Here is a 19,762-nt window from a genome sequence, read left to right as displayed (position 1 = left end):
CCTTAGAACCACGGCCTGAACCGGCCGGGGCCGAGCCGCCCGTCCGGGTCGAAGCGCTGCTTGACCGCGCGCATGAGTGGCACTGCCGGGTGTGGCTCGCCCCAGGCTGCGGTGTCCGGCGCCCGGCGGATCGTCGTCACCTGCGCGAACTCCTCGCGCAGCCGATCGACGTCGGCCACTTCGAGCGTGTGCACGCCCACCGCCGCGCTACTCGTCATCGACGTCGCGTGCTTGGCGACCGCGGCGAGCTGGCTGGGCCGGCTGCCGCAGCGCACCACCACGTCGCCGTCGTGCACCGCGGCAACCCGCCGCCATGCCGCCTCGGCGTCCGCTGTGGACAGTGTCGTACCGCCGGGCGTCGCGGCCGCACGAAGCTCCACACTGGACTCGACGCCTTCGTACAGGGCGAGCAGCTCGCCGTCGCACCACTCCAGCGCGGCCGGCTCCAGGCGCGCCTCCAGCACCCGTCCCGTGTGCTCGACGGCCTCCGCCGCGTCACAGGGGATGGAGACCGTCCGGGAGGCGGGCGGCAGCGGGTGTACCCGCAGCACCACCTCGGCGATCACCCCGAGCGTGCCGAACGAGCCGCAGAGCAGCTTGCCGAGGTCGTACCCGGCGACGTTTTTGATGACGTGGCCGCCGGAGCGGGCGACAGTGCCGTCCGCGAGCACCACGGTGACGCCGATGAGCAGGTCGCGCGGCCCGCCGAACGCGTGCCGCAACGGCCCCGAGTCGGCGGTGGCGACGAGGCCGCCGACGGTCGCCTTGGGGCGGGCGGGATCCAGGGAGACCCGCTGCCCGCCCGCCGCAAGCTCCTGCTGTAGCACCGTCAACGGCGTGCCGGCCCGCACCGCTACGGTCATGTCCGCGGGGTTGTACGTGACCACACCGGTCAACCCGGTCGTCTCCAGCACATGGTCGGTCGGGTCAGGCGAGCCGGCCCAGCCCTGCGCCGTGCCCGCGCCCTTGACCAGCAGGGTGCCGCGCGTGTCGCGTACCGCGTCACGCAGCTCGGCCAGCGACCCCGGCCTCATAGCCGCTCGATGACGCCGGCCGCTTCCAGCGGGTGCGGGCGGTACGGCCCCGGCCGCTCCCCGCACAGCCGCGGGGTGGGGAAGACCTTGCCCGGGTTGCACAGCCCTTCCGGGTCGAACGCCGCCCGCAGCCGCTGCATCGTGGCCAGGTCGTCTTCGGAGAACATGCGCGGCATCGAACAGGCCTTGTCGGTGCCGATGCCGTGCTCGCCGGAGAGCGAGCCGCCCAGCTCGACGCAGAGCTCGGCGATCGCGGTGGAGAGCGCCTCGGCCCGCTCGTGCTCGCCACGCTCCTCGCTGTACAACACGAGGGGGTGGAGGTTGCCGTCGCCGGCGTGGAAGACGTTCGCCACACGGATGCCAGCCGCGTCGCCCATCTCCGCGATCCGGGTGAGCGCCTCGCCCAGCCGGGTGCGCGGCACGACCCCGTCCTGCACGAAGTAGTTGGGGCTGAGCCGGCCCACCGCCGCGAACGCCGCCTTCCGCCCCTGCCAGATCTTCGCCCGGTGCGCGGCATCCCGCGCGATCGTCACCTCGGTGGCCCTGGCGCAGAGCCGCGTGAGGTCGGCGAAGCGCGCCTCCACCTCGTCGGCCGGCCCATCCAGCTCCACGATGAGCGCGGCCGCGGTGTCCGGGTCGAAGCCCGCGTCGACGGCCTGGTTGACCGCCTGGATCGCGAGGTTGTCCATCATCTCGATCGCCGCCGGCACGATGCCCGCCGCGATCACCGCGGTGACCGCGTCGCCGGCGTCCTTGGTCGAGTCGAAGTTGGCGACGAGCGTGCGCACCGTCGCCGGCGTGTGCAGCAGCCGCACGACCACGCCGGTCACGATGCCCAGCGTGCCCTCGGTGCCCACGAACGCCCCGAGCAGGTCGAACCCCGCCTGGTGCGGCGCGTCCCCGCCGAGGCGCGTGGTGCTCCCGTCGGGAAGGACCACGTCGACCGCGAGGATGTGGTTGACCGTGAACCCGTACTTGAGGCAGTGCGCCCCGCCCGAGTTTTCCGCCACGTTGCCGCCGATCGTGCAGACCTGCTGGCTGGACGGGTCGGGCGAGTAGTAGAGCCCGTACCGCGCGGCGGCGCGGCTGATGTCGAGGTTGGTCACGCCCGGCTCCACCGTGGCCCGCCGGTCGACCGGGTCGACCTCGACCACCCGCCGCAGCCGCTGTAGCGAGATCACCACCCCGTCGGCGACCGGCAACGCCCCACCGGAGAGCCCCGTGCCCGCGCCCCGCGCCACGAAGGGCACCTTGTAGGCGGCGCATGCGGCGACGGCGGCCGCGACCCCGGCGGCGTCGCGCGGCAGGGCAACGAGGGCCGGCACCACGCGGTAGCCGGTGAGGGCGTCACACTCGTACGTCCGCAGGTGCGCCGGATCGGTGATCACCCCGTCACGGCCAAGGCGGGCGGTCAGCTCGTCACGCAGCTCAGCGAGGGACATCGGCGCCTCCTCCCGCCCCGACGCTAGCAGCCGTCCAGGCGGGTGGCTATTGCCGAGATCAGAGAGGTTGCCAATCGCCACGTGGCTATTCGACAGATTTCATTTCGCATTGATGACTGTGCCGACTGAATGTCGTGAAGGCGGCTTTCATCAATCAGTCATCGCTGCATGCTGGCAACCTTGCGCAGGTTAGCACACTATGTATCCATGGGGAGGAACGACGGCGTTCGACGCAAAGATCTCCGTGCGGAAATAGTGGCGATCGGGTTCACGCGCCGAAAATTGCAATTGCAGGACTGGCCTGTAGCGGACGGGTTCCTGTATGCAAGTTCGGTACTTCTAACGGAACAGCCATGAGTACGAGATCCGGTGGCCCCGAGATCAATGCCGAGGTCACGGTCCGAACCAGTAAGTGGATAGCCGCGTCCGCGCTGGTGATCTTCGTTATTCTGCTGCTGGGGCTGGGAGTCGTGGCCGCACTGCAACGACTGGACACACCCACTGACTGGGCTGAGCGGGCGAGTGTCGGCGACAGCTTCGGTGTGGTCAACGCGATCGTTTCCGGGCTCGCGCTGGCGGCCCTGATCGCTACGCTCTGGCTTCAGTCTCGGGAGCTGGCGTTGCAGCGGACCGAGCTCGCGATGCAGCGTGAGTCGCTTCACCAATCCCAAATCGAGTTGCATCGTAGTGCCGAAGCTAGCCTGCGGATGCTGCATGTCGATCTTATCCGCATGAGCATCGACGACCCCTCGTTGGCTGCCGTGTGGCCACCCCTGGAACCTGGCGTATCCCGCGAGAAAGAGCGTCAGTACCTCTACGCAAACCTGATCTTTCAGCACATGCGCCTGGGCTTGCGCATCAGTGACTACACCACCGACGAACAAGTGCAGAACCATCTGCGCCAGCTCTTCACCAGCTCGCTCATGCGAGAGTACTGGCGCGCGGCCGCCAAGGCGCGTACGTCGCTGGTCCCGGGCACCGACGAGTACGCCTTCGCGTCCGCGGCGAATCGCATCTGCGAGGAGTACGAAGACCTCCTCGCGGCTGCGCGATCGGCTGATCAGGGGCGGGAGACGCCGTCCAAGGCCTGGAAACACCTAGACGCGGACGCACGGCCCGTGACGAATCCCTCTGGTTAAAGATCGGGAATGTGGCGCTTGGCGTGCAGAAGCGTCTCCCTACTGATGACGACGATGCGCTCATAGCTCGCCCTGCCCGCGTCGGCAGGTAGGTGCCCGTCGAGTTCGGCGGTGGCGTCGGTGCCGACGATGGCGAACCGGCCATCGCTCAGCTCAAAAATGTCCGGGCACGTGCCGTTGTCCATACTGCCGCGTTCCTGGGGCGTCGACCCCAGTCGCCGATCGATCCGCCCGAAGGGCGCGCCATGGTCGGGAGACACAGGCCCGAACGCTAGCGGATGATCGTCCACAGTGGTGGTCGGCACGCGGAGATTGAGACTCCGATATGGCGGTCTGTTCGGCTCAACGTCGTAGCGGAAGGCCGACGTAGTTCTCGGCGAGGCTTGTCGCGGCGGCCTCGGATGAGGCGACGTAGCGGAGCTGGGCGAGCTGGAGCTTGCGCTGGAAGTCGTCCGCGCCGGGGGCCTGGTGCAGCATGCTGGTCATCCACCAGGAGAAGTGCTCGGCCCGCCACACTCGCCGCAGGCACGTCTCGTCGTACGCGTCGAGCAGGTCCGAGCGGCCCTCCCTGAGATACGCGCCCAGCGCCTCCGCCAGCACCCACACGTCCGCGATGGCCAGGTTCATGCCCTTGGCGCCGGTGGGCGGGACGATGTGTGCGGCGTCGCCGGCCAGGAAGAGGTGGTCCTGGCGCATCGGCTCGGTGACCACGCTGCGCATGGTCGTGATGCCCTTCTCCAGGATCGGGCCGGTCGCCAGCGTGAACCCGTCCGCCGCGAGCCGCCTGCCCAGCTCGTCCCAGATGCGGTCATCGGACCAGTCGTCGATCCGCTCGTCCGGCGCGACCTGGAGGTACAGGCGGGTGATCTCGGGTGTGCGCATGCTGTGCAGGGCGAAGCCCCGCTCGTGGTGCGTGTAGATCAGCTCGCTGTGCGACGGGGGCGCCTGGGCCAGCACGCCCAGCCACGCGAACGGGTAGTCGTGCGCGTGCACCGTCGCCTTCACGTGGGGCGCGCAGACGCCGTGCGAGCCGTCGCAGCCGGCGATGAAGTCGCACTCCAACTCCTGCCGCGTGCCGCCGGCGTCGGTGAAGGTGACCAGTGGCGTCGCGGGGTCGAGCATCACGTCCGAGACCTCGAACAGCAGCGGCTCGCCGGCGGCCACCCGAGCCGCGATGAGGTCCTTGACGACCTCCTGCTGCCCGTACACGGTGATGCTCCTGCCGGTCAGGTCGGACAGCGCGATGCGGTGGTCGGCCCCGTCGAAGCGCAGCGAGATGCCGTGGTGTGGCATGCCTTCGCGGTCGAGGCGGTCGGCGACGCCGGCCTCCCGCAGCAGCTCGACGGTGGGGTGCTCGAGCACGCCGGCGCGGACCCGCCGCTCGACGTAGTCGCGGCTGCGCCGCTCCAGCACCACCGAGTCGATGCCGCCGAGCCGCAGCAGGTGGGCCAGCATCAGGCCGGCGGGGCCGGCACCGACGATCGCAACCTGGGTACGCATGTCCTGCATGCTGCCCCGTCGCGTCTCTCGACGCTAGGAGACCTCTGGACCTCGTTTGCGCAACTCGGCGACCGCGCCCATCGCGCCGCGCAGGTCGTCGAGCCAGGTGTTGGTGTGCTCGCCGACCAGCCGTACGCACCAGGCGAGCGCGTCGGAGCGGGAGCGGGCGACGCCGGCCTCGACCAGCGTGTCGAGCACCTGGCGCTCGGGCTGGCGGAGCCGGGTCATGACGGGGGCGGAGAGGTTGGTGAAGAGCACCTGTGTGCCGCCGCACGCTGCTCCCCAGGCCACCTTGCGCTGGTAGCGGCGCTCAAGCTGCTGTGCGATCTTGATCCGCCGGTCGCGGGTGTCCTCGCGGTGCTGGTTGATCCGGCCGGCCTCGGCGGCGGCCTTGTCGGTGTCGCTCGCACCCTCGGCGAGCTGGGGCTCGGGCAGCCGCCCGACGATCACGATCTCGTCCCGGTCGATGACGATCTCGGGCGGCTCGGTGAACCACCCCTCCGGCACCGCACCCGTGACCCACGCCGCCGCGTCGTGTGCCGGCGGCGGCTCCTGGCGGGCTCCCGCCCATGTCCTGTCGCGCATGATTACACAATTACACTGCAACACGTCTTACACAAGGGCCGCCGGCAGTGGTTGTGCGTGGACGACGGAGAGGCGGGACACGGCGCGGGTGAGCACCACGTACAGCCGGTGCAGCCCGCGCGGCTCCGCGGCCACGATCTCCGCCGGCTCGACGACCACCACGTGGTCGTACTCCAGGCCTTTGGCCATGCTCGCCGGCACCACCGTGACCCGCGCCTCCTGGTCCTCCAGGGTCGCGGCCGCCACGCCGGCCGTGGCCAGCGCCGCGCGCAGCCGCTCCACTGCGGCGTCCGCCGCGATCACCGCCACCGAACCCTCGTGCGCCAGCGCCGCCCGCACCTCACCCACCGTCGTGGCATCCAGGTCGTCCGCCGCGCGAACCGTCAGCTCCCCGTCATGCCGCAGCGACCGAGCTTCGGGTACACGCACCGCGAGCGCCGGCAGCAGCCGGTTGGCGAGAGCCACGACCGCCTCGGGTACCCGGAAGCCGACCGTCAACGGCACCACCGGCGCGTCCGGCTTGCCGAGGTGACGCAGCGACTCCCGCCAGTCGGTGGCGGCCCACGGCGCGGTGCCCTGCGCCAGGTCGCCGAGGAGTGTGATCGAGCCGTGCTCGCTGCGGCGGGCGATCGCGCGGCACTGCATGGCGGAGAGGTCCTGCGCCTCGTCGAGCACGACGTGGCCGAAGCCGCCGGGCCGCTCGATCAGCCCGGCCGCCTCGTCGAGCAGCACCGCGTCGGCCGCGCTCCACCGCGTCGCCTTGGGGGTACGCGCCGGCTTCGTCCACAGTAGAGCCGCCTGCTCCTCGGGGGTGAGCGCGTCACCGGCCGCGCGGGCGAGCGTGTCGGCGTCGGCGAGCAGCCGGTACACGAGCCCTTCGGGCGTCGCGGCCGGCCACACCGCGTCGAGGAACTCGGTCACCGGCTTGGCTTTCCCCATCCGCCGCAGCCACGCTTCGCCCGGCGAGTCGCCGCGGCGGGCCTCGCTCTGGCGCTGGAGGAGGCCGACGACGCGGGCGCGTACCCGCTCGCGGCCCGTCTCGTAGGGCAGCCCCTCGCGGCGCGCCTCGTCGACGATCCGGCGCAGCGGCTCCTCGGCGATCCGCCACCGGTACGAGCCGTCGGAGACCACGATCGGCGCGTCCGGCTTGCGGATGCCGCCCCACAGCGCCCGGTGCAGCACCCTGGCCATCCGCTCGTCGTGCTTGAGGGCGGCCACCTCGGGCGGGTCGGTGGCACGTACCGGTACGCGGGCGATCAGGTCTTCCAACGTGGTCTGCGCCACCTCGACCTCGCCGAGGGCGGGCAGCACCGCCGAGATGTACGACAGGAACGCCCGGTTGGGCCCCACGATGAGTACGCCGTTGCGGCGCAGCCGCTCGCGGTGCAGGTAGAGCAGGTAGGCCGCCCGGTGCAAGCCGACCGCGGTCTTGCCCGTGCCCGGCGCGCCCTGCACGCAGATCGAGTCGGCCAGGTCCGCGCGCACCAGCTCGTCCTGCTCCGGCTGGATCGTGGCCACGATGTCGCGCATCGGCCCCACGCGCGGCCGCTCGATCTCGGCGGTGAGGATGCGGCTCGCGGTGCCCAGCTCCTCACCCCGGTCGAGGTGCTCGTCTTCGAAGCTGGTCAGGACGCCACCGCTGTAGCCGAAGCGGCGCCGCACCCGCACGTCCTGCGGGTCGCGGGCGCTGGCCCGGTAGAACGCCCGCGAGATCGGCGCCCGCCAGTCGAGCACCATCGGCTCACCAACCGCGTCGACGACATGCCGCCGTCCGATGTGGTGGTCGCTCTCGGAGAATCGCAGCCGCCCGAAGAACAGCGGCGTGTCCGGGCTGTCGGCCAGCTCGGCCACCCGGCGCGAGAGGGTACGCCCGAGCGTCTCGGCCGCGTACGCGTCGCCGGCCACCTGGTCACCGGTAGCGAAGAGCGCCTCGGCCCGCTCCCGCATCCGTTTCAGCGCCGCCCGGGAGGCGGCCAGATGTTCTTGTTCGGCAGTGAGTTCGGTGTCAAGATCCTGTGCGGGCACGGTCATCCTTCAGCAGTGGTTGGTGACTGCTCGCGTATCCGAGAAACAAGCGGCCTCGGCGCGTAGGGGACGTCCGATGCGGTGCATGCTCACCACGGCCGTCAAGCGGCCATCCAGATTACGCTCCGTAGCCCGCCTACCTCCATCCATTTATCGAGGGCACGCGAATTGGACGTTCCCGCCGAGCAGGTGCGGCGACGGGCTCGCGACGACGGGGACATTGCGGCCATCGCATGAGGGGGCGGGAGACTACGGGGGTGACGGCGGAGCAGCAGCGGTTAACGATCACCGACCCGCAGGTGATGCGGGCGCTCGCGCATCCGGCGCGGCTGGCGATCATGGAGGAGTTGGGCACCAGCGGTGCGGCGCTGACGGCGACCGAGGCGGCCGAGGTGGCTGGGCTTTCGCCGAGTGCGACCAGCTACCACCTGCGTGCGCTGGCGCGTTACGGGCTGGTCGAGGAGGCGCCGAGCCGGGGTGACGCGCGCGAGCGGGTCTGGCGCAGCACGGTGCATTCGTGGCAGGTGGATCCCGGTGTGTCCGGTGATCCTGAGACGCAGGCGGCCGAGGGGGCGTTGGTCGACGCGTACCTGTCCCGGGAGGTCGACCGGATCCGTGGGTGGCTGTCCCGCGTGGGCGACGAGCCGGCGGAGTGGGCGTCGTCCGCGCTGATGAACGAGTCGGTGCTGCTGCTCACCGCCGACGAGCTCAGGTCCTTCAACGCCGAGGTGATGCGGTTGATCGAGCCGTACAAGCGGCGGCATCGCGTCGCTGACCCGCCCGAGGGGGCGCGGACCGTGGCGGTCACCTACAAGGCGGTGCCGCTCGACTGAACGCCACCCCTTGCCCTCGCAGATGTGAAGCATTACTTTCGAAGTATGTCTTTCGCATCTGCCGAACAGGCGCGTTCACGGTGGGGTGACGTCTACCTCGCGGCAGGGGCGCGTGGGGTTTCGACGTGCGGTGACTTTCTCGCCGCGACCGCGCTGGCGTTGGCCCTCCAGTCGGCGGGTGCGGGCGGGCTGGCCGTCTCCGGGCTGATGCTGGCGGCGGTGCTGCCGCTGGTCGTCCTCGCCCCGCTCACCGGGCGGCTCGCCGACCGGGTGGACAGCCGCACGCTGCTGGTCGGCGCGGGTGTCGCGCAGGCGGGGATCTGCGTCGTGCTGGCGTACGCGGAGGGCACCGCCCTGATCATCGCGCTGGTGGCGCTGCTCGCCTGTGGGCTGGCGGTGACCCAGCCGACGCTCTCCGCGCTGCTGCCCGAGATGGTGCGCCGGGACGACCTGCCTCGCGCCACCGCGCTCAACCAGACCGCCGGCTCGGTCGGCGTGCTGGTCGGGCCCGCGCTCGCCGGCCTGCTGGTCGGGGAGTTCGGCACCAAGGTCCCGCTGCTCATCGATGGTGCGAGTTATCTCGCTCTGGTGGCGGCAGGACTTCTCCTGCGTACCACCAGAAATAGCCGGAACACCCACAAAACAGCGACTGTCGCGTGGCGGCTGCGGCGGGATCCGATGGTGTTGGCGGTGACCGCGGCCGTGGCCGCGACGATCGCCGGGGTGGGTGCCGTGAGCGTCGTGGAGATCTTCTTCGTGCGGGAGACGCTGGGTGGCTCGACCACCGCGTTCGGGCTGGTCCAGGCCACCTGGACGGCGGGCATGCTGGCCGGCGCGTGGCTGCTCACCCGGCCGGCGCGACGGGCGGCCGACGACGGTGCGCTGGTCAACGGGCTGGTGCTGATGCTCGGGCTGTGCTGTCTGGCGGTGCTGGCCGGCGCGGCCGTGCCCGCCGTGGGCTGGCTCGTGCCGCTCTGGCTGGCCGGCGGCGTGCTCAACGGCGGCCTCAACGTCTTCCTCGCCATGGTCATGGCCCGGCGGGTGCCGGCGGAGGCGCGTGGGCGAGCCTTCGCGGTGCAGGGGGCGGCGATCCAAGGTGCCGGCATGTTCGGATACCTGGCGGGTGGGCTGCTGCTGGAGAGCTTCGCGCCGCGGCCCCTCGTCGCCGCGTGCGGCCTGGCCGGCCTCGTCGTGGTCGCGCTGGTGGCGATCCCCGTGACGCGGGCGGTACGCGGTGAACGAAAAGCACCGCGTGCGGCGTGGGCCACTTCTGCGGCATCCGCCTGATTCCTGACGCCTACCGGCCGATACGGTGGGGATCATGAGGCGTCCACGAGTCGGCCACATCCAGTTCCTCAACTGCCTGCCGATCTACTGGGGCCTCATGCGCTCCGGCGCCCTCATCGACGTCGACCTGCACAAAGACTCGCCCGACCGGCTCAGCGCCGCGCTCGTCGCCGGCGACCTGGACATCGGGCCGATCTCGCTCGTCGAGTACCTGCGCAAGGCCGACGACCTGCTGCTCCTGCCCGATCTCGCGGTCGGCAGCGACGGTCCGGTGCTCTCGGTCAACGTGGTCTCCACCCGCCCGCTGCCCGACCTCGACGGCGCCAAGGTGGCGCTGGGCTCGACCTCGCGCACCGGCGTGCTGCTCGCCCAGATGCTGCTCGCCGAGCGGTACGGCGCCCGGCCCGAGTACTTCAGCTGCCCGCCCGACCTCACCCAGATGCTGCTGGAGGCGGACGCCGGTGTGCTGATCGGCGACGTGGCCCTGCGCGCGCTGTACGAGGCGCCGCGCCGCGGCCTCTCGGTCACCGACCTGGGGCAGGCGTGGCGGGAGTGGACGGGCCTGCCGATGGTCTTCGCCGTGTGGGCGGTGCGCCGCGACTTCGCCGCCGACCATCCGGGCGTGGTCAAGGAGGTGCACGAGTCGTTCCTGCACTCGCGCGACCTGTGCCTGTCCGAGCTCGACGACGTGGCGGCCAGCGCGGCGCGGTGGGAGCCGTTCGACGCGGCGACCCTCGCGTCGTACTTCCGGACGCTGGACTTTTCGCTCGGCGAACGGCAGGTGGCCGGGCTGCGCGAGTTTGCCGCCCGGGCCGCGGAGCGGGGCGACGTGCCGTCGTTGCCCGCGGACGGGCCGGCGTTCTTCAGCTCTTGAGCTGGCGGGCCACGTTTTCGCAGATCTTGGCGCCGTGGGTGTAGCCGAGGCTGGCCGGGTAGCGGGTCATCACGCCCATCGTCCAGCCGTCGCCGATGGCGAGGCAGTTGACGTGCCATTCGCCGAGCGCGTCGCGGGTCACCCAGCCGTTTTTGATCGCGATGTTCTTCTGGGTGGTCGCCGGGAACGCCTTGCGGATCCCGAAGTCGCCCACGCCGCGTACCGCGCGCATCTCGTTGAGCAGCCACTTCGTCCACTTGGGGCCGGCGGCGCGGCCGTCCGCGATGCACACGCCCAGCCGCGCGGTGTCGCGGGCGGAGAGGTTGGTGTTGCTCCACCTCGTCTTGTCCGCGCTGCTGTCGGTCAGCTTGCACGTCTTGATGAGTCGGCTGATCGACGCGGAGCCGCCGCTCGCCTCCCACAGTGACTGCGCGGCCTGGTTGTCGCTGTCTCGGATCATGATCCTGAGCTGCTGCATGCGGGCGGCGCTCGGGGTCTGGCCGTTTTCGGCGGCCCGGCGCAGGTAGTCCGCCCCGATCCACGACTTGATGAGCGAGGCGGTGGTGTTGGTCTGCGTCATGTTGGACGAGCCGTAGACCTTGCCGGTGCGGCGGTCGATCATCGACCACGACCACCAGCCGCTGGAGTCGATCGTGACCTTCGCCGGGTGTACGGCAAGGGGTTTGAGCGAGGGAGTGGGCTTCGGCGTGGGCTTCGGTGTCTGCTTGACCGACGGGGACGCCGATGGGGTCGCGGTTTCGAAACGCGACGCGGCATTCGCGGAGATCGGGGAGCCGGGGAGCGTACGCAGGCCGACACCGGCGAGCACCAGCCCCAGCAGCGCGGTGCCGCCGAGCAGCCACCACATCCATCGGTTGGACTGCCGCTTTGCCGCCATTCGAACTACCTCCGGACGAGCTGCTCGGTGATGGTGCGACAGATGTTGGCGCCGTAGTCGAGCCCGTGCGCGGTGGGGTATCGCAGCATCACCGCGAGCACCCAGTCGTCGGTCACGGCCAGGCAGTTGACGTGCCAGTTGCCGTCGGCCCAGATGGCCGTCCAGCCGTTCTTGATGGCGACGCCCTGCTTGACGATCTCCTCGGGCAGGCCGTCGATGATGCCCCACCGGCCGCCGCCGGACGTCTCGTGCTGGTCTTCGGCCGCGGTCGTGCCGCGGACGAGCGTCATCTCCTTGAGCACCCACGCGGTCCACTTCGACCCGGCCGCGGTGCCGTTCTTCACGCATTCGCCGAGCCGCACGGCGTCGCGCGGGGACATCTGGGTGTAGCTCCACCAGCCCGGCCGGGCGATGCTCGTGTCGGTCAGGCCGCACATCGAGATCATTCGCTGTACGACCTCGTCGCCGCCGCCGGCCAGGTACAGCGACTGGGCCGCGTCGTCGTCGCTGTCGCGGATCGCCGTGCTCGCCTCGGCCAGGCGGTCGGCCGAGGGCTCGGGGTTGCGGCGCAGGTAGTCGGCGACGAGCCAGACCTTGATCATCGACTCGGTGGAGCTGGTCGCGGTCATGTTGTCGGAGCCGGCGATCTTGCCGGTCTGGCGGTGGAGCAGCGCCCAGGCCGCGAACCCGTCCACCGAGACCTCGACTGGACCGGCGGCGAGCGTGGCCATGGTGGTCTCCGGCGAGGAAGACGGTGACTGCGACGGTGTTGTGGGTACGGCACCACCCGCGCCGACGCCGCTGGCGGCCGGCGTCACCGGATCGTCACCCGACTGCGAGGTGACGGCGAACAGGGCTCCGCCACCGAGAACGAGTGCGGCGATAGCGAGGCCCGTCGTGCGAAGACGCATGAGGGGGCTTTCATGGGGTCAATACCGAGGGATGTGCGTCCCGGAGTCTACGGCTCCAAACTCGCCTTGCCATGAGTACTCGAACCCATTTGCGCCCTTATCGGTACATAGAAGCCGGTATTACCGAAGCGTCCGTGACGCGGCTCACTCCACAGTGGATACCCACGGTTACGGCGGCGTTACTTTCCGCCCTGATCTATTACACGTACTGGCCAAGACGTCCACGAGATGTAACACTCGGGAGGTGTACGGCAACGACATCCCGGACCTCCTGGGCGAGGTTGAGGCGGCCGAGGCGGCACTTCGCGAGGCTGCGGCCCGTGACACTGAGGCGACCCATGGTGAGGTCGCGTACTTCGATGCCGTGATCCAGGCGGACCAAAAGGTGGAGCCGCGCGACTGGATGCCGGATTCGTACCGTAAGACGCTGATCAGGCAGATCGCCCAGCACGCGCACTCCGAGATCATCGGCATGCAGCCGGAGGGTAACTGGATCAGCCGAGCACCCACGCTCAAGCGCAAGGCGATCCTGCTCGCCAAGGTGCAAGACGAGGCGGGCCACGGCCTCTACCTGTACGCCGCCGCCGAGACGCTCGGGGTCAGCCGCGACGAGCTCGTCGACATGCTGCTGGCCGGCCGGCAAAAGTACAGCTCGATCTTCAACTATCCGACGCTCACCTGGGCCGACGTGGGCGCGATCGGTTGGCTGGTCGACGGCGCCGCGATCGTCAACCAGGTGCCGCTGTGCCGCTGCTCGTACGGGCCGTACGCGCGGGCGATGATCCGCATCTGCAAGGAGGAGTCCTTCCACCAGCGGCAGGGCTTCGAGATCCTGCACACGCTCTCCCACGGCACCGAGGCGCAGCGGGCGATGGCGCAGGACGCGGTCGACCGGTGGTGGTATCCGTCGCTGGCCATGTTCGGCCCGCCGGACGCCGACTCCACCCACTCCGAGCAGTCGATGGCCTGGAAGATCAAGCGTTTCTCCAACGACGAGCTGCGCCAGCGCTTCGTCGACATGTGCGTGCAGCAGGCCGGCGTGCTCGGCCTGACGCTGCCCGACCCCGACCTCCGGTGGGACGAGGAGCGGCAGGCGCACGACTACACCCAGCCCGACTACGACGAGCTGATGCGCGTCATCAAGGGCGACGGGCCGTGCAACCGCCAGCGGATGGCACACCGCCGCCGGGCCCACGACGAAGGCGCCTGGGTGCGCGAGGCGGCCGCCGCGTACGCCAAGAAGAAGGCGGCGGCATGAGCGGAAACGACTGGCCGCTGTGGGAGGTGTTCATCCGGCCGCGACGCGGGCTGTCACACGGGCACGTGGGGAGCCTGCACGCACCGGACGCCACGATGGCCCTGCGCAACGCCCGCGACCTCTACACCCGTCGCCAGGAGGGCGTCTCGATCTGGGTGGTGCCGGCGGCCGAGATCACCGCGTCGAGCCCGGACGAAAAGGACGCGTTTTTCGACCCGGCCGCCGACAAGGTCTACCGGCACCCCACCTTCTACGAGGTGCCCGAGGGGACACAGCACCTGTGAAGGCCGACTACCTGCTCCAGCTCGGTGACGACGCGCTGATCGCGGCGCAGCGCCTCGCCGAGTGGCATGCCAGCTCCCCGGAGATGGAGGAAGACGTCGCGCTCGCCAACCTCGCCCTCGACCAGCTCGGCGCGGCGCGGCTGCTGCTCACGTACGCCGGCGAGATCGAGGGGCGGGGCCGCGACGAAGACGCGCTCGCCTTCCTCCGCGACGACCGGGAGTTTCGCAACTGCCTGCTTGTCGAGCTGCCCAACGGCGACTTCGCGGTCACGATCGCCAAGCTGCTGTTCCTGTCCGCGTACCAGCTGCCGCTTTATACGAAGCTGGCCGGTGGTGACGACGAGCGGCTGGCGGCGATCGCGGCCAAGGCGCGCAAGGAGTCGGCGTACCACCTCGACCACAGTGCACAGTGGATGATCCGGCTCGGTGACGGCACCGAGGAGTCGCACCGGCGCGCGCAGGACGCGGTCGACGCCCTGTGGCCGTACACGCACGAGCTGACCAGCGGTGACGTGAGCCGCGACATTTGGCTGTCCAACGTGGAGCCGGTGCTGGCCGAGGCGACGCTCGACCGGCCCGTTGACGGCTGGGCGCCGGGCGGTGGCCGGGCCGGTGTGCACACCGAGCACCTGTCGTACCTGCTGGCGGAGATGCAGGTGCTGCACCGCGCCCATCCGGGGGCGAAATGGTGACCGCCCGCGAGGCCGCCGCGGCCGTCGTCGACCCCGAGCTGCGCGTGGTCACGATCGAAGAGCTGGGCATCCTGCGCGACGTCAGCGTCGACGCCGGCACCGGTCACGTGACGGTGACGATCACACCGACGTACACCGGCTGCCCCGCGATGGACGTGATCCGCGCGGACATCCGCGCCGCGCTCACCGCCGCCGGCCACGCCGACGCGGAGGTGCGCACCGTCTTCGGTCCACCGTGGACGACCGACTGGATCAGCGAGTCGGGCCGGGCGAAGCTGGCCGCGGCGCACATCGCGCCGCCGCACCCCGCCGGTCCGGTCACGCTCACGCTGAGCGTGCGCTGCCCGCGCTGCGGTTCGCCGGACACCGAGCAGCTGAGCCGCTTCGGCTCCACGGCGTGCAAGGCGCTGTGGCGGTGCCGCGCATGCTCCGAGCCGTTCGACCACATGAAGGCGCTATGACGCGCACGCTGCCCAGGCCGCCGGCTCAGCGTCCGCCGCGGCACGACCACGTGAGGGCGCTATGACGGTCACGATCAAGACGCCGGTGCGCCGCCGGCCGGTGTTTCACCACCTGACCGTCGAGGCCGTCGACCGGCTGACCGACGACGCGGTGGCGGTCACCTTCGAGGTGCCGCCGGAGCTGCGCGAGACGTTCGACTTCCGGGCCGGGCAGCACCTGACCGTGCGCCTCGCCGGCGAGGCCGAAGACGTGCGCCGGTCGTACTCGATCTGCTCCACCCCGGCCGACCTGGCCGCACAAGGCCGCCTCCGGATCGGCGTGAAGGAGATCCCGGGCGGCGCGTTCTCCGCCTACGCCGCCCGCTCGCTGCGGCGCGGCGACACCGTCGAGGTCATGCCACCGTTGGGGCACTTCACGACCGGGTTCGCGCCCGACCGGGCCCGCCACTACGGCGCGGTGGTCGCCGGCTCGGGCATCACCCCGGTGCTCTCGCTTGTCGCGACCGCCCTTGCCGTCGAGCCGGCCAGCCGGTTCACCATCGTGTACGGCAACCGGTACGCGCGCAGCGTCATGTTCGCCGAGGAGCTGGCCGACCTGAAAGACGTGCACCGGCACCGGTTGCACGTGGTGCACGTGCTCTCCCGCGAGCCGCAGGAGGCGCGGCTGCTCTCCGGCCGGGTCGACGCGGCGCGCCTGGCCGAGCTGCTCGACACGCTCGTGCCCGGCGACTCGATCGACGAGTGGTTTCTCTGCGGGCCGTACGGGATGGTCACCGACGCCCGGGCGGTGCTGTCCGGGCGGGGCGTGCCGGACAAGGCCGTACACACCGAGCTTTTCCACGTCGACGAGGTGCCGGAGCCGCCCCGGCGGCCGGAGCCCGACGGACGTGGCGGCACCGAGGTGACGATCCTGCTGGACGGGCGGGCGTCGAGCTTCACGATGGGCGCTGGCGAGCGGGTGCTCGACGCGGCGCTCAAGGTGCGGTCGGAGCTGCCGTTCGCGTGCAAGGGCGGGGTCTGCTCGACCTGCCGGGCCAGGGTGGTCGAGGGCTCGGTCACCATGGCGCGCAACTTCGCGCTCGAGCCCGACGAGGTGGCCGCCGGCTACGTGCTGACCTGCCAGTCCAGCCCCGACACCGAGCGGCTGATCGTCGACTACGACGCCTGAGGCTCAGGTTTCTCCTCTTCCGCCTTTTCCGCATCGTCCGGGGGTGACGGCCGCACTCTCCCGCTTGTGAGACCGAATATGGCGAGTGCGGCGCCCAGGGAGGCGAGCGGCACTGCGGGCATGGCGTATCTGGCCTCGTACATGCCGATCGCGACCGTGAGGATCGTGAGGCCGACACCGGCGAAGAGCAGCACGACCACGTCGAGCCGGATGCGTCCGGGCACGATGGGGCCGGGACTGCGCCACCGGAAAAGCCGCACGCCGCAGACGAGCGACGCGATCACGAGCAGCAGGCTGATCGACAGCGTGGTCGGGATGAACCGCACATACTGGCCGTACCAGTGCAGGGTGCGGGTCACCGCCGTCGCCTCCGGACCGGTCTTCGGATCGGCCGCCCACCTCTGGAAATCGCCCCGTGCCTGTGCCGGATAGCAGCGGTTGGGCACGGTTTGCGTATCGCGGAACTCGGTCGGCGGCGACCAGCGAAGGCGCAGGCAGTCGTTGTCCGGCCCGAGCCGGAAGCCGGGGATGAAGTGCGCGAGGCTCTCCTTGCCCACCGAGCGCAGGTAGTCGCCCGGCTGCTGCCTGATCACGGCCATCGAGAAGTCGGTGTAGAGCTTGGCGCCCTCCGGTGTGTACGCCATGTAGCGCCGCTTCGGCGGACTCGTCCAGAAGTACGCGTCGGCGCGGTCGAAGTGCCGGGTCGGGCAGAGGGTCTGCTCCTCGAAGGTGAGATCGATCCGGGAGCAGTCGGCGATCATCGCGGCTCGCCCGTAGAGGGCGATGCCGGACTGCGAGCCGTAGACGCTCTGCCGGTCGCCGATCCAGTTCATCACCAGCAGGTACGGGATGAGGAACGTGACCGCGTAGGCGACGAGCGCGCGCCAGCCCACCCAACGGATGATCAGCACGAGCCCGATGAGGACCACGACGGGCAGCGCGGTCGGCTTGGTGAACCACGCGCAGGCCAGCAGGAAGCCGGCCACTCCGGTCGCCCGCCAACTGGGCTTTTTGTTCCAGAGCACGGCGATGATGGCCATGCCGATGCAGAACGTGAGGATCAGGTCGGGCAGCAGGTAGTGCTCGACGGTGAGGAAGAGCGAGTCGAAGAGCACCGGCACGATCGCCAGGCAGGACAGCCAGCGGGGCGCGCCGCGGTGCTGGAGAAACGCGTACATGGTGGCGGCCAGCACGAGCCCGGCCAGGTGCTGAAGGAAGATCAGCGACATGAACGTGTGGGTGGGCTCTAGGAACTTCAGCGCCACCACGTAGCCCAGGGCCCGGGTGGGGCTGGCGACGAGGTCTTTGGCCTCGGACATCGAGATGTAGACGCCGCTGTCGCCGAAGTACCAGAAGGCCGGCTTGTACGAGAGCATGAACAGCGCCCGCAGTAGGCCGCCGAGCGCGATGATCGCGAGAAAGGCGCTGTGGCGCCGGGCGAGCCGGAAGAGCCGCTCCATGCGCCTTCGTCGGCTTGGCGGGTCGGCGGGTGCCGGCTGCGCCTCCACGTCGTCGTGGCTGAGGGTGGCGGTCACGGATCGCCTCGCTTCCGGTGGCGGTCAGCCGTCAGACTAGGAGCCCTTTGCCCGCACTTGAGGCGAATTGGGCAAGCCCATGCCGGCGCACCCCACAGCCTGGACAATGCCCGCTGTGCGGCGCCCTTCACAGATCGCGGCGCCAGCATATCGAGGCGCTCACCTTCCCGTAGTCTCGGATTCGTGAACGCGAGCGCTGAGATCGACGACATCCTCCAGCGTGGGGCCGGTGGCGGGCGGATCACGCCCGACGAGGCGCTCCTGCTTTACACCGATGCGCCGTTCCACGCGCTGGGCGAGGCGGCCGACACGGTGCGTCGCCGCCGATACCCCCACGGCATCGTGACGTACCTCATCGACCGCAACATCAACTACACGAACGTCTGCGTGACGGCGTGCAAGTTCTGCGCGTTCTACCGGGCGCCCAAGCACGCCGAGGGCTGGACGCACCCGATGGAGGAGATCCTGCGGCGGTGCGGCGAGGCGGTCGAGCTCGGCGCCACGCAGGTCATGCTCCAGGGTGGCCACCACCCGGAGTACGGGGTGGAGTACTACGAGGGCCTCTTCTCCGCGGTCAAGCGCGCGTATCCGCAGCTGGCCATCCACTCGATCGGCCCGAGCGAGATCCTGCACATGGCCAAGGTCTCCGGCGTCTCGATCGAAGACGCGATCGTGCGCATCAAGGCCGCCGGCCTCGACTCGATCGCCGGGGCGGGCGCGGAGATGCTGCCCGACCGCCCCCGTAAGGCGATCGCGCCGCTGAAGGAGTCGGGCGCGCGCTGGCTGGAGGTCATGGAGGCGGCCCACCGCCTGGGCGTCCAGTCGACCGCCACGATGATGATGGGCACCGGCGAGACCAACGCCGAGCGGATCGAGCACATCGCGATGATCCGTGACGTGCAGGACCGCACCGGCGGCTTCCGGGCGTTCATCCCGTGGACCTACCAGCCGGAAAACAACCACCTCAAGGGCCGCACGCAGGCCACCACGATCGAATACCTGCGGTTCATCGCGGTCGCCCGGATCTTCCTGCACAACGTGGCGCACCTACAGGCCTCGTGGCTCACCACCGGCAAGGAGGCGGGGCAGCTCTCGCTGCACATGGGCGTCGACGACCTCGGCTCGATCATGCTGGAGGAGAACGTGATCTCCTCGGCCGGCGCCCGCCACCGCTCCAACCTGCACGACCTGATCTGGATGATCCGGTCGGCGGGCCGCATCCCGGCGCAGCGCGACACGCTCTACCGCCACCTGGCCGTGCACCACACGCCGGCCGACGACCCGGTGGACGACCGCGTGGTCTCGCACTTCTCGTCGATCGCCCTCCCCGGCGGCGGCGCCGGCACCCGCATCGACCTCCCGTTGGTCGACAGCAAGTAGCCGAATAAAGGTCCAGCCCCCCGCATCGCTGCGGCTTCCGCCCGGCGCAATCCGTCTCATACGCCCCGGCCCGCGCCAGCTGCGGACCGTATGCTCCCGCGGGCACCGCTCCGGTCGGCGGCTCGCGGGGCTCGCCGAAACCCCGACCTCCACTGCCGGGTCCGCGGGTCACGCCCACCCCAGTGCTCTTTCGCTGGATCGACAGGCGAGCCGAGCGTCGTTGTCCTGGGTAAGTGGGAGCCTTCTGCTGATCCGTCGAGCGCTCAACTCAAAAGATCGTGGTACTCAGCTGCCGCCATAGGGACAGCTAGGTACCACGATCCGTTGTCGCGGCGCGACCAACGAAGCAGGGGTGAGGCCGCGGGAGCGACGGTCGGGACCACGACGGACAGAGATGATGTTTGTGAGCACCTCCCGTCGGGGGTCTGACCCTACGACGGACTGACTTCGGGTCTT

At 70.3% G+C, this 19,762-nt stretch carries 19 protein-coding genes; 10 read left to right on the top strand and 9 right to left on the bottom strand.

Annotated features, from left to right (window positions below):
* Positions 1–2: 2 nt before the first annotated feature.
* A complete protein-coding gene (locus ACTMTJ_RS36850) occupies positions 3–1,034 on the bottom strand; it encodes an FAD-binding oxidoreductase (protein WP_441223336.1) in 1,032 nt (343 codons plus the stop codon).
* On the bottom strand, positions 1,031–2,476 hold the full coding sequence (locus ACTMTJ_RS36845) for an FAD-linked oxidase C-terminal domain-containing protein (protein WP_441223335.1): 1,446 nt from the start codon (positions 2,474–2,476) through the stop codon (positions 1,031–1,033). Before ACTMTJ_RS36845 ends, ACTMTJ_RS36850 begins: the two co-directional genes overlap by 4 nt.
* Before the next feature lie 353 nt (positions 2,477–2,829).
* On the opposite strand from ACTMTJ_RS36845, the gene ACTMTJ_RS36840 reads away from it, so the two are divergent.
* Complete coding sequence (locus ACTMTJ_RS36840) at positions 2,830–3,615, top strand: DUF6082 family protein (RefSeq protein WP_441223334.1); 786 nt, start codon at positions 2,830–2,832, stop codon at positions 3,613–3,615.
* Here ACTMTJ_RS36840 and ACTMTJ_RS36835 read toward each other — a convergent pair.
* From ACTMTJ_RS36835 to ACTMTJ_RS36820, 4 genes are all read right to left on the bottom strand, one after another.
* The gene (locus tag ACTMTJ_RS36835; RefSeq protein WP_441223333.1) at positions 3,612–3,875 is read right to left on the bottom strand and encodes a hypothetical protein; all 264 of its coding nucleotides are present in this window, start codon (positions 3,873–3,875) and stop codon (positions 3,612–3,614) included. The genes ACTMTJ_RS36840 and ACTMTJ_RS36835 overlap by 4 nt on opposite strands.
* 82 nt (positions 3,876–3,957) lie before the next feature.
* Positions 3,958–5,115 carry a 4-hydroxybenzoate 3-monooxygenase gene (locus ACTMTJ_RS36830; RefSeq protein ID WP_441223332.1) on the bottom strand — a complete coding sequence of 386 codons (1,158 nt, stop codon included), beginning with the start codon at positions 5,113–5,115 and terminating at the stop codon, positions 3,958–3,960.
* 33 nt (positions 5,116–5,148) lie between these two features.
* Entirely contained in the window at positions 5,149–5,700 is a 552-nt protein-coding gene (locus tag ACTMTJ_RS36825; protein WP_441223331.1) for a hypothetical protein, read from the bottom strand.
* Positions 5,701–5,727: 27 nt separating this feature from the next.
* Entirely contained in the window at positions 5,728–7,731 is a 2,004-nt protein-coding gene (locus tag ACTMTJ_RS36820) for a HelD family protein (protein ID WP_441223330.1), read from the bottom strand.
* A gap of 251 nt (positions 7,732–7,982) precedes the next feature.
* On the opposite strand from ACTMTJ_RS36820, the gene ACTMTJ_RS36815 reads away from it, so the two are divergent.
* The 3 genes from ACTMTJ_RS36815 to ACTMTJ_RS36805 are packed head-to-tail and all read left to right on the top strand — an operon-like array spanning position 7,983 to position 10,719.
* Positions 7,983–8,558, top strand: a complete 576-nt coding sequence (locus ACTMTJ_RS36815; RefSeq protein ID WP_441223329.1) for an ArsR/SmtB family transcription factor — start codon at positions 7,983–7,985, stop codon at positions 8,556–8,558.
* Between the two features lie 45 nt (positions 8,559–8,603).
* Entirely contained in the window at positions 8,604–9,845 is a 1,242-nt protein-coding gene (locus ACTMTJ_RS36810; protein ID WP_441223328.1) for an MFS transporter, read from the top strand.
* Positions 9,846–9,879: 34 nt separating this feature from the next.
* Positions 9,880–10,719 carry a menaquinone biosynthetic enzyme MqnA/MqnD family protein gene (locus ACTMTJ_RS36805; protein ID WP_441223327.1) on the top strand — a complete coding sequence of 280 codons (840 nt, stop codon included), beginning with the start codon at positions 9,880–9,882 and terminating at the stop codon, positions 10,717–10,719.
* Here ACTMTJ_RS36805 and ACTMTJ_RS36800 read toward each other — a convergent pair.
* Together ACTMTJ_RS36800 and ACTMTJ_RS36795 are read right to left on the bottom strand one after the other, a co-directional pair.
* Complete coding sequence (locus ACTMTJ_RS36800; RefSeq protein ID WP_441223326.1) at positions 10,709–11,617, bottom strand: serine hydrolase; 909 nt, start codon at positions 11,615–11,617, stop codon at positions 10,709–10,711. The two genes, ACTMTJ_RS36805 and ACTMTJ_RS36800, sit on opposite strands and share 11 nt — an antisense overlap.
* Before the next feature lie 5 nt (positions 11,618–11,622).
* Complete coding sequence (locus tag ACTMTJ_RS36795) at positions 11,623–12,528, bottom strand: hypothetical protein (RefSeq protein WP_441223325.1); 906 nt, start codon at positions 12,526–12,528, stop codon at positions 11,623–11,625.
* A gap of 244 nt (positions 12,529–12,772) precedes the next feature.
* On the opposite strand from ACTMTJ_RS36795, the gene paaA reads away from it, so the two are divergent.
* From paaA to paaE, 5 genes are all read left to right on the top strand, one after another.
* Positions 12,773–13,786 (top strand): 1,2-phenylacetyl-CoA epoxidase subunit PaaA, encoded by a 1,014-nt coding sequence (paaA, locus tag ACTMTJ_RS36790; RefSeq protein ID WP_441223324.1) that lies wholly within the window; start codon positions 12,773–12,775, stop codon positions 13,784–13,786.
* Complete coding sequence (gene paaB, locus ACTMTJ_RS36785) at positions 13,783–14,070, top strand: 1,2-phenylacetyl-CoA epoxidase subunit PaaB (RefSeq protein WP_441223323.1); 288 nt, start codon at positions 13,783–13,785, stop codon at positions 14,068–14,070. Before paaA ends, paaB begins: the two co-directional genes overlap by 4 nt.
* Entirely contained in the window at positions 14,067–14,762 is a 696-nt protein-coding gene (gene paaC, locus ACTMTJ_RS36780; protein ID WP_441223322.1) for a 1,2-phenylacetyl-CoA epoxidase subunit PaaC, read from the top strand. The genes paaB and paaC overlap by 4 nt, the downstream gene beginning before the upstream one ends.
* Entirely contained in the window at positions 14,756–15,223 is a 468-nt protein-coding gene (gene paaD / locus ACTMTJ_RS36775) for a 1,2-phenylacetyl-CoA epoxidase subunit PaaD (RefSeq protein ID WP_441223321.1), read from the top strand. Before paaC ends, paaD begins: the two co-directional genes overlap by 7 nt.
* Positions 15,224–15,284: 61 nt before the next feature.
* Positions 15,285–16,391 carry a 1,2-phenylacetyl-CoA epoxidase subunit PaaE gene (paaE, locus tag ACTMTJ_RS36770; RefSeq protein ID WP_441223320.1) on the top strand — a complete coding sequence of 369 codons (1,107 nt, stop codon included), beginning with the start codon at positions 15,285–15,287 and terminating at the stop codon, positions 16,389–16,391.
* Here paaE and ACTMTJ_RS36765 read toward each other — a convergent pair.
* Positions 16,379–17,926, bottom strand: a complete 1,548-nt coding sequence (locus ACTMTJ_RS36765; RefSeq protein WP_441223319.1) for a phospholipid carrier-dependent glycosyltransferase — start codon at positions 17,924–17,926, stop codon at positions 16,379–16,381. The two genes, paaE and ACTMTJ_RS36765, sit on opposite strands and share 13 nt — an antisense overlap.
* Before the next feature lie 183 nt (positions 17,927–18,109).
* Between ACTMTJ_RS36765 and mqnC the strand changes: the two genes are divergently transcribed.
* Complete coding sequence (gene mqnC / locus ACTMTJ_RS36760; protein WP_441223318.1) at positions 18,110–19,306, top strand: cyclic dehypoxanthinyl futalosine synthase; 1,197 nt, start codon at positions 18,110–18,112, stop codon at positions 19,304–19,306.
* Positions 19,307–19,762 lie beyond the last annotated feature (456 nt).

The organism is Phytohabitans sp. LJ34, from assembly GCF_052068095.1.
Classification (GTDB): domain Bacteria; phylum Actinomycetota; class Actinomycetes; order Mycobacteriales; family Micromonosporaceae; genus Phytohabitans.
The sequence above is the reverse complement of the archived record's forward strand: the minus strand, read 5'-3'. Positions and strand labels throughout refer to the sequence as shown.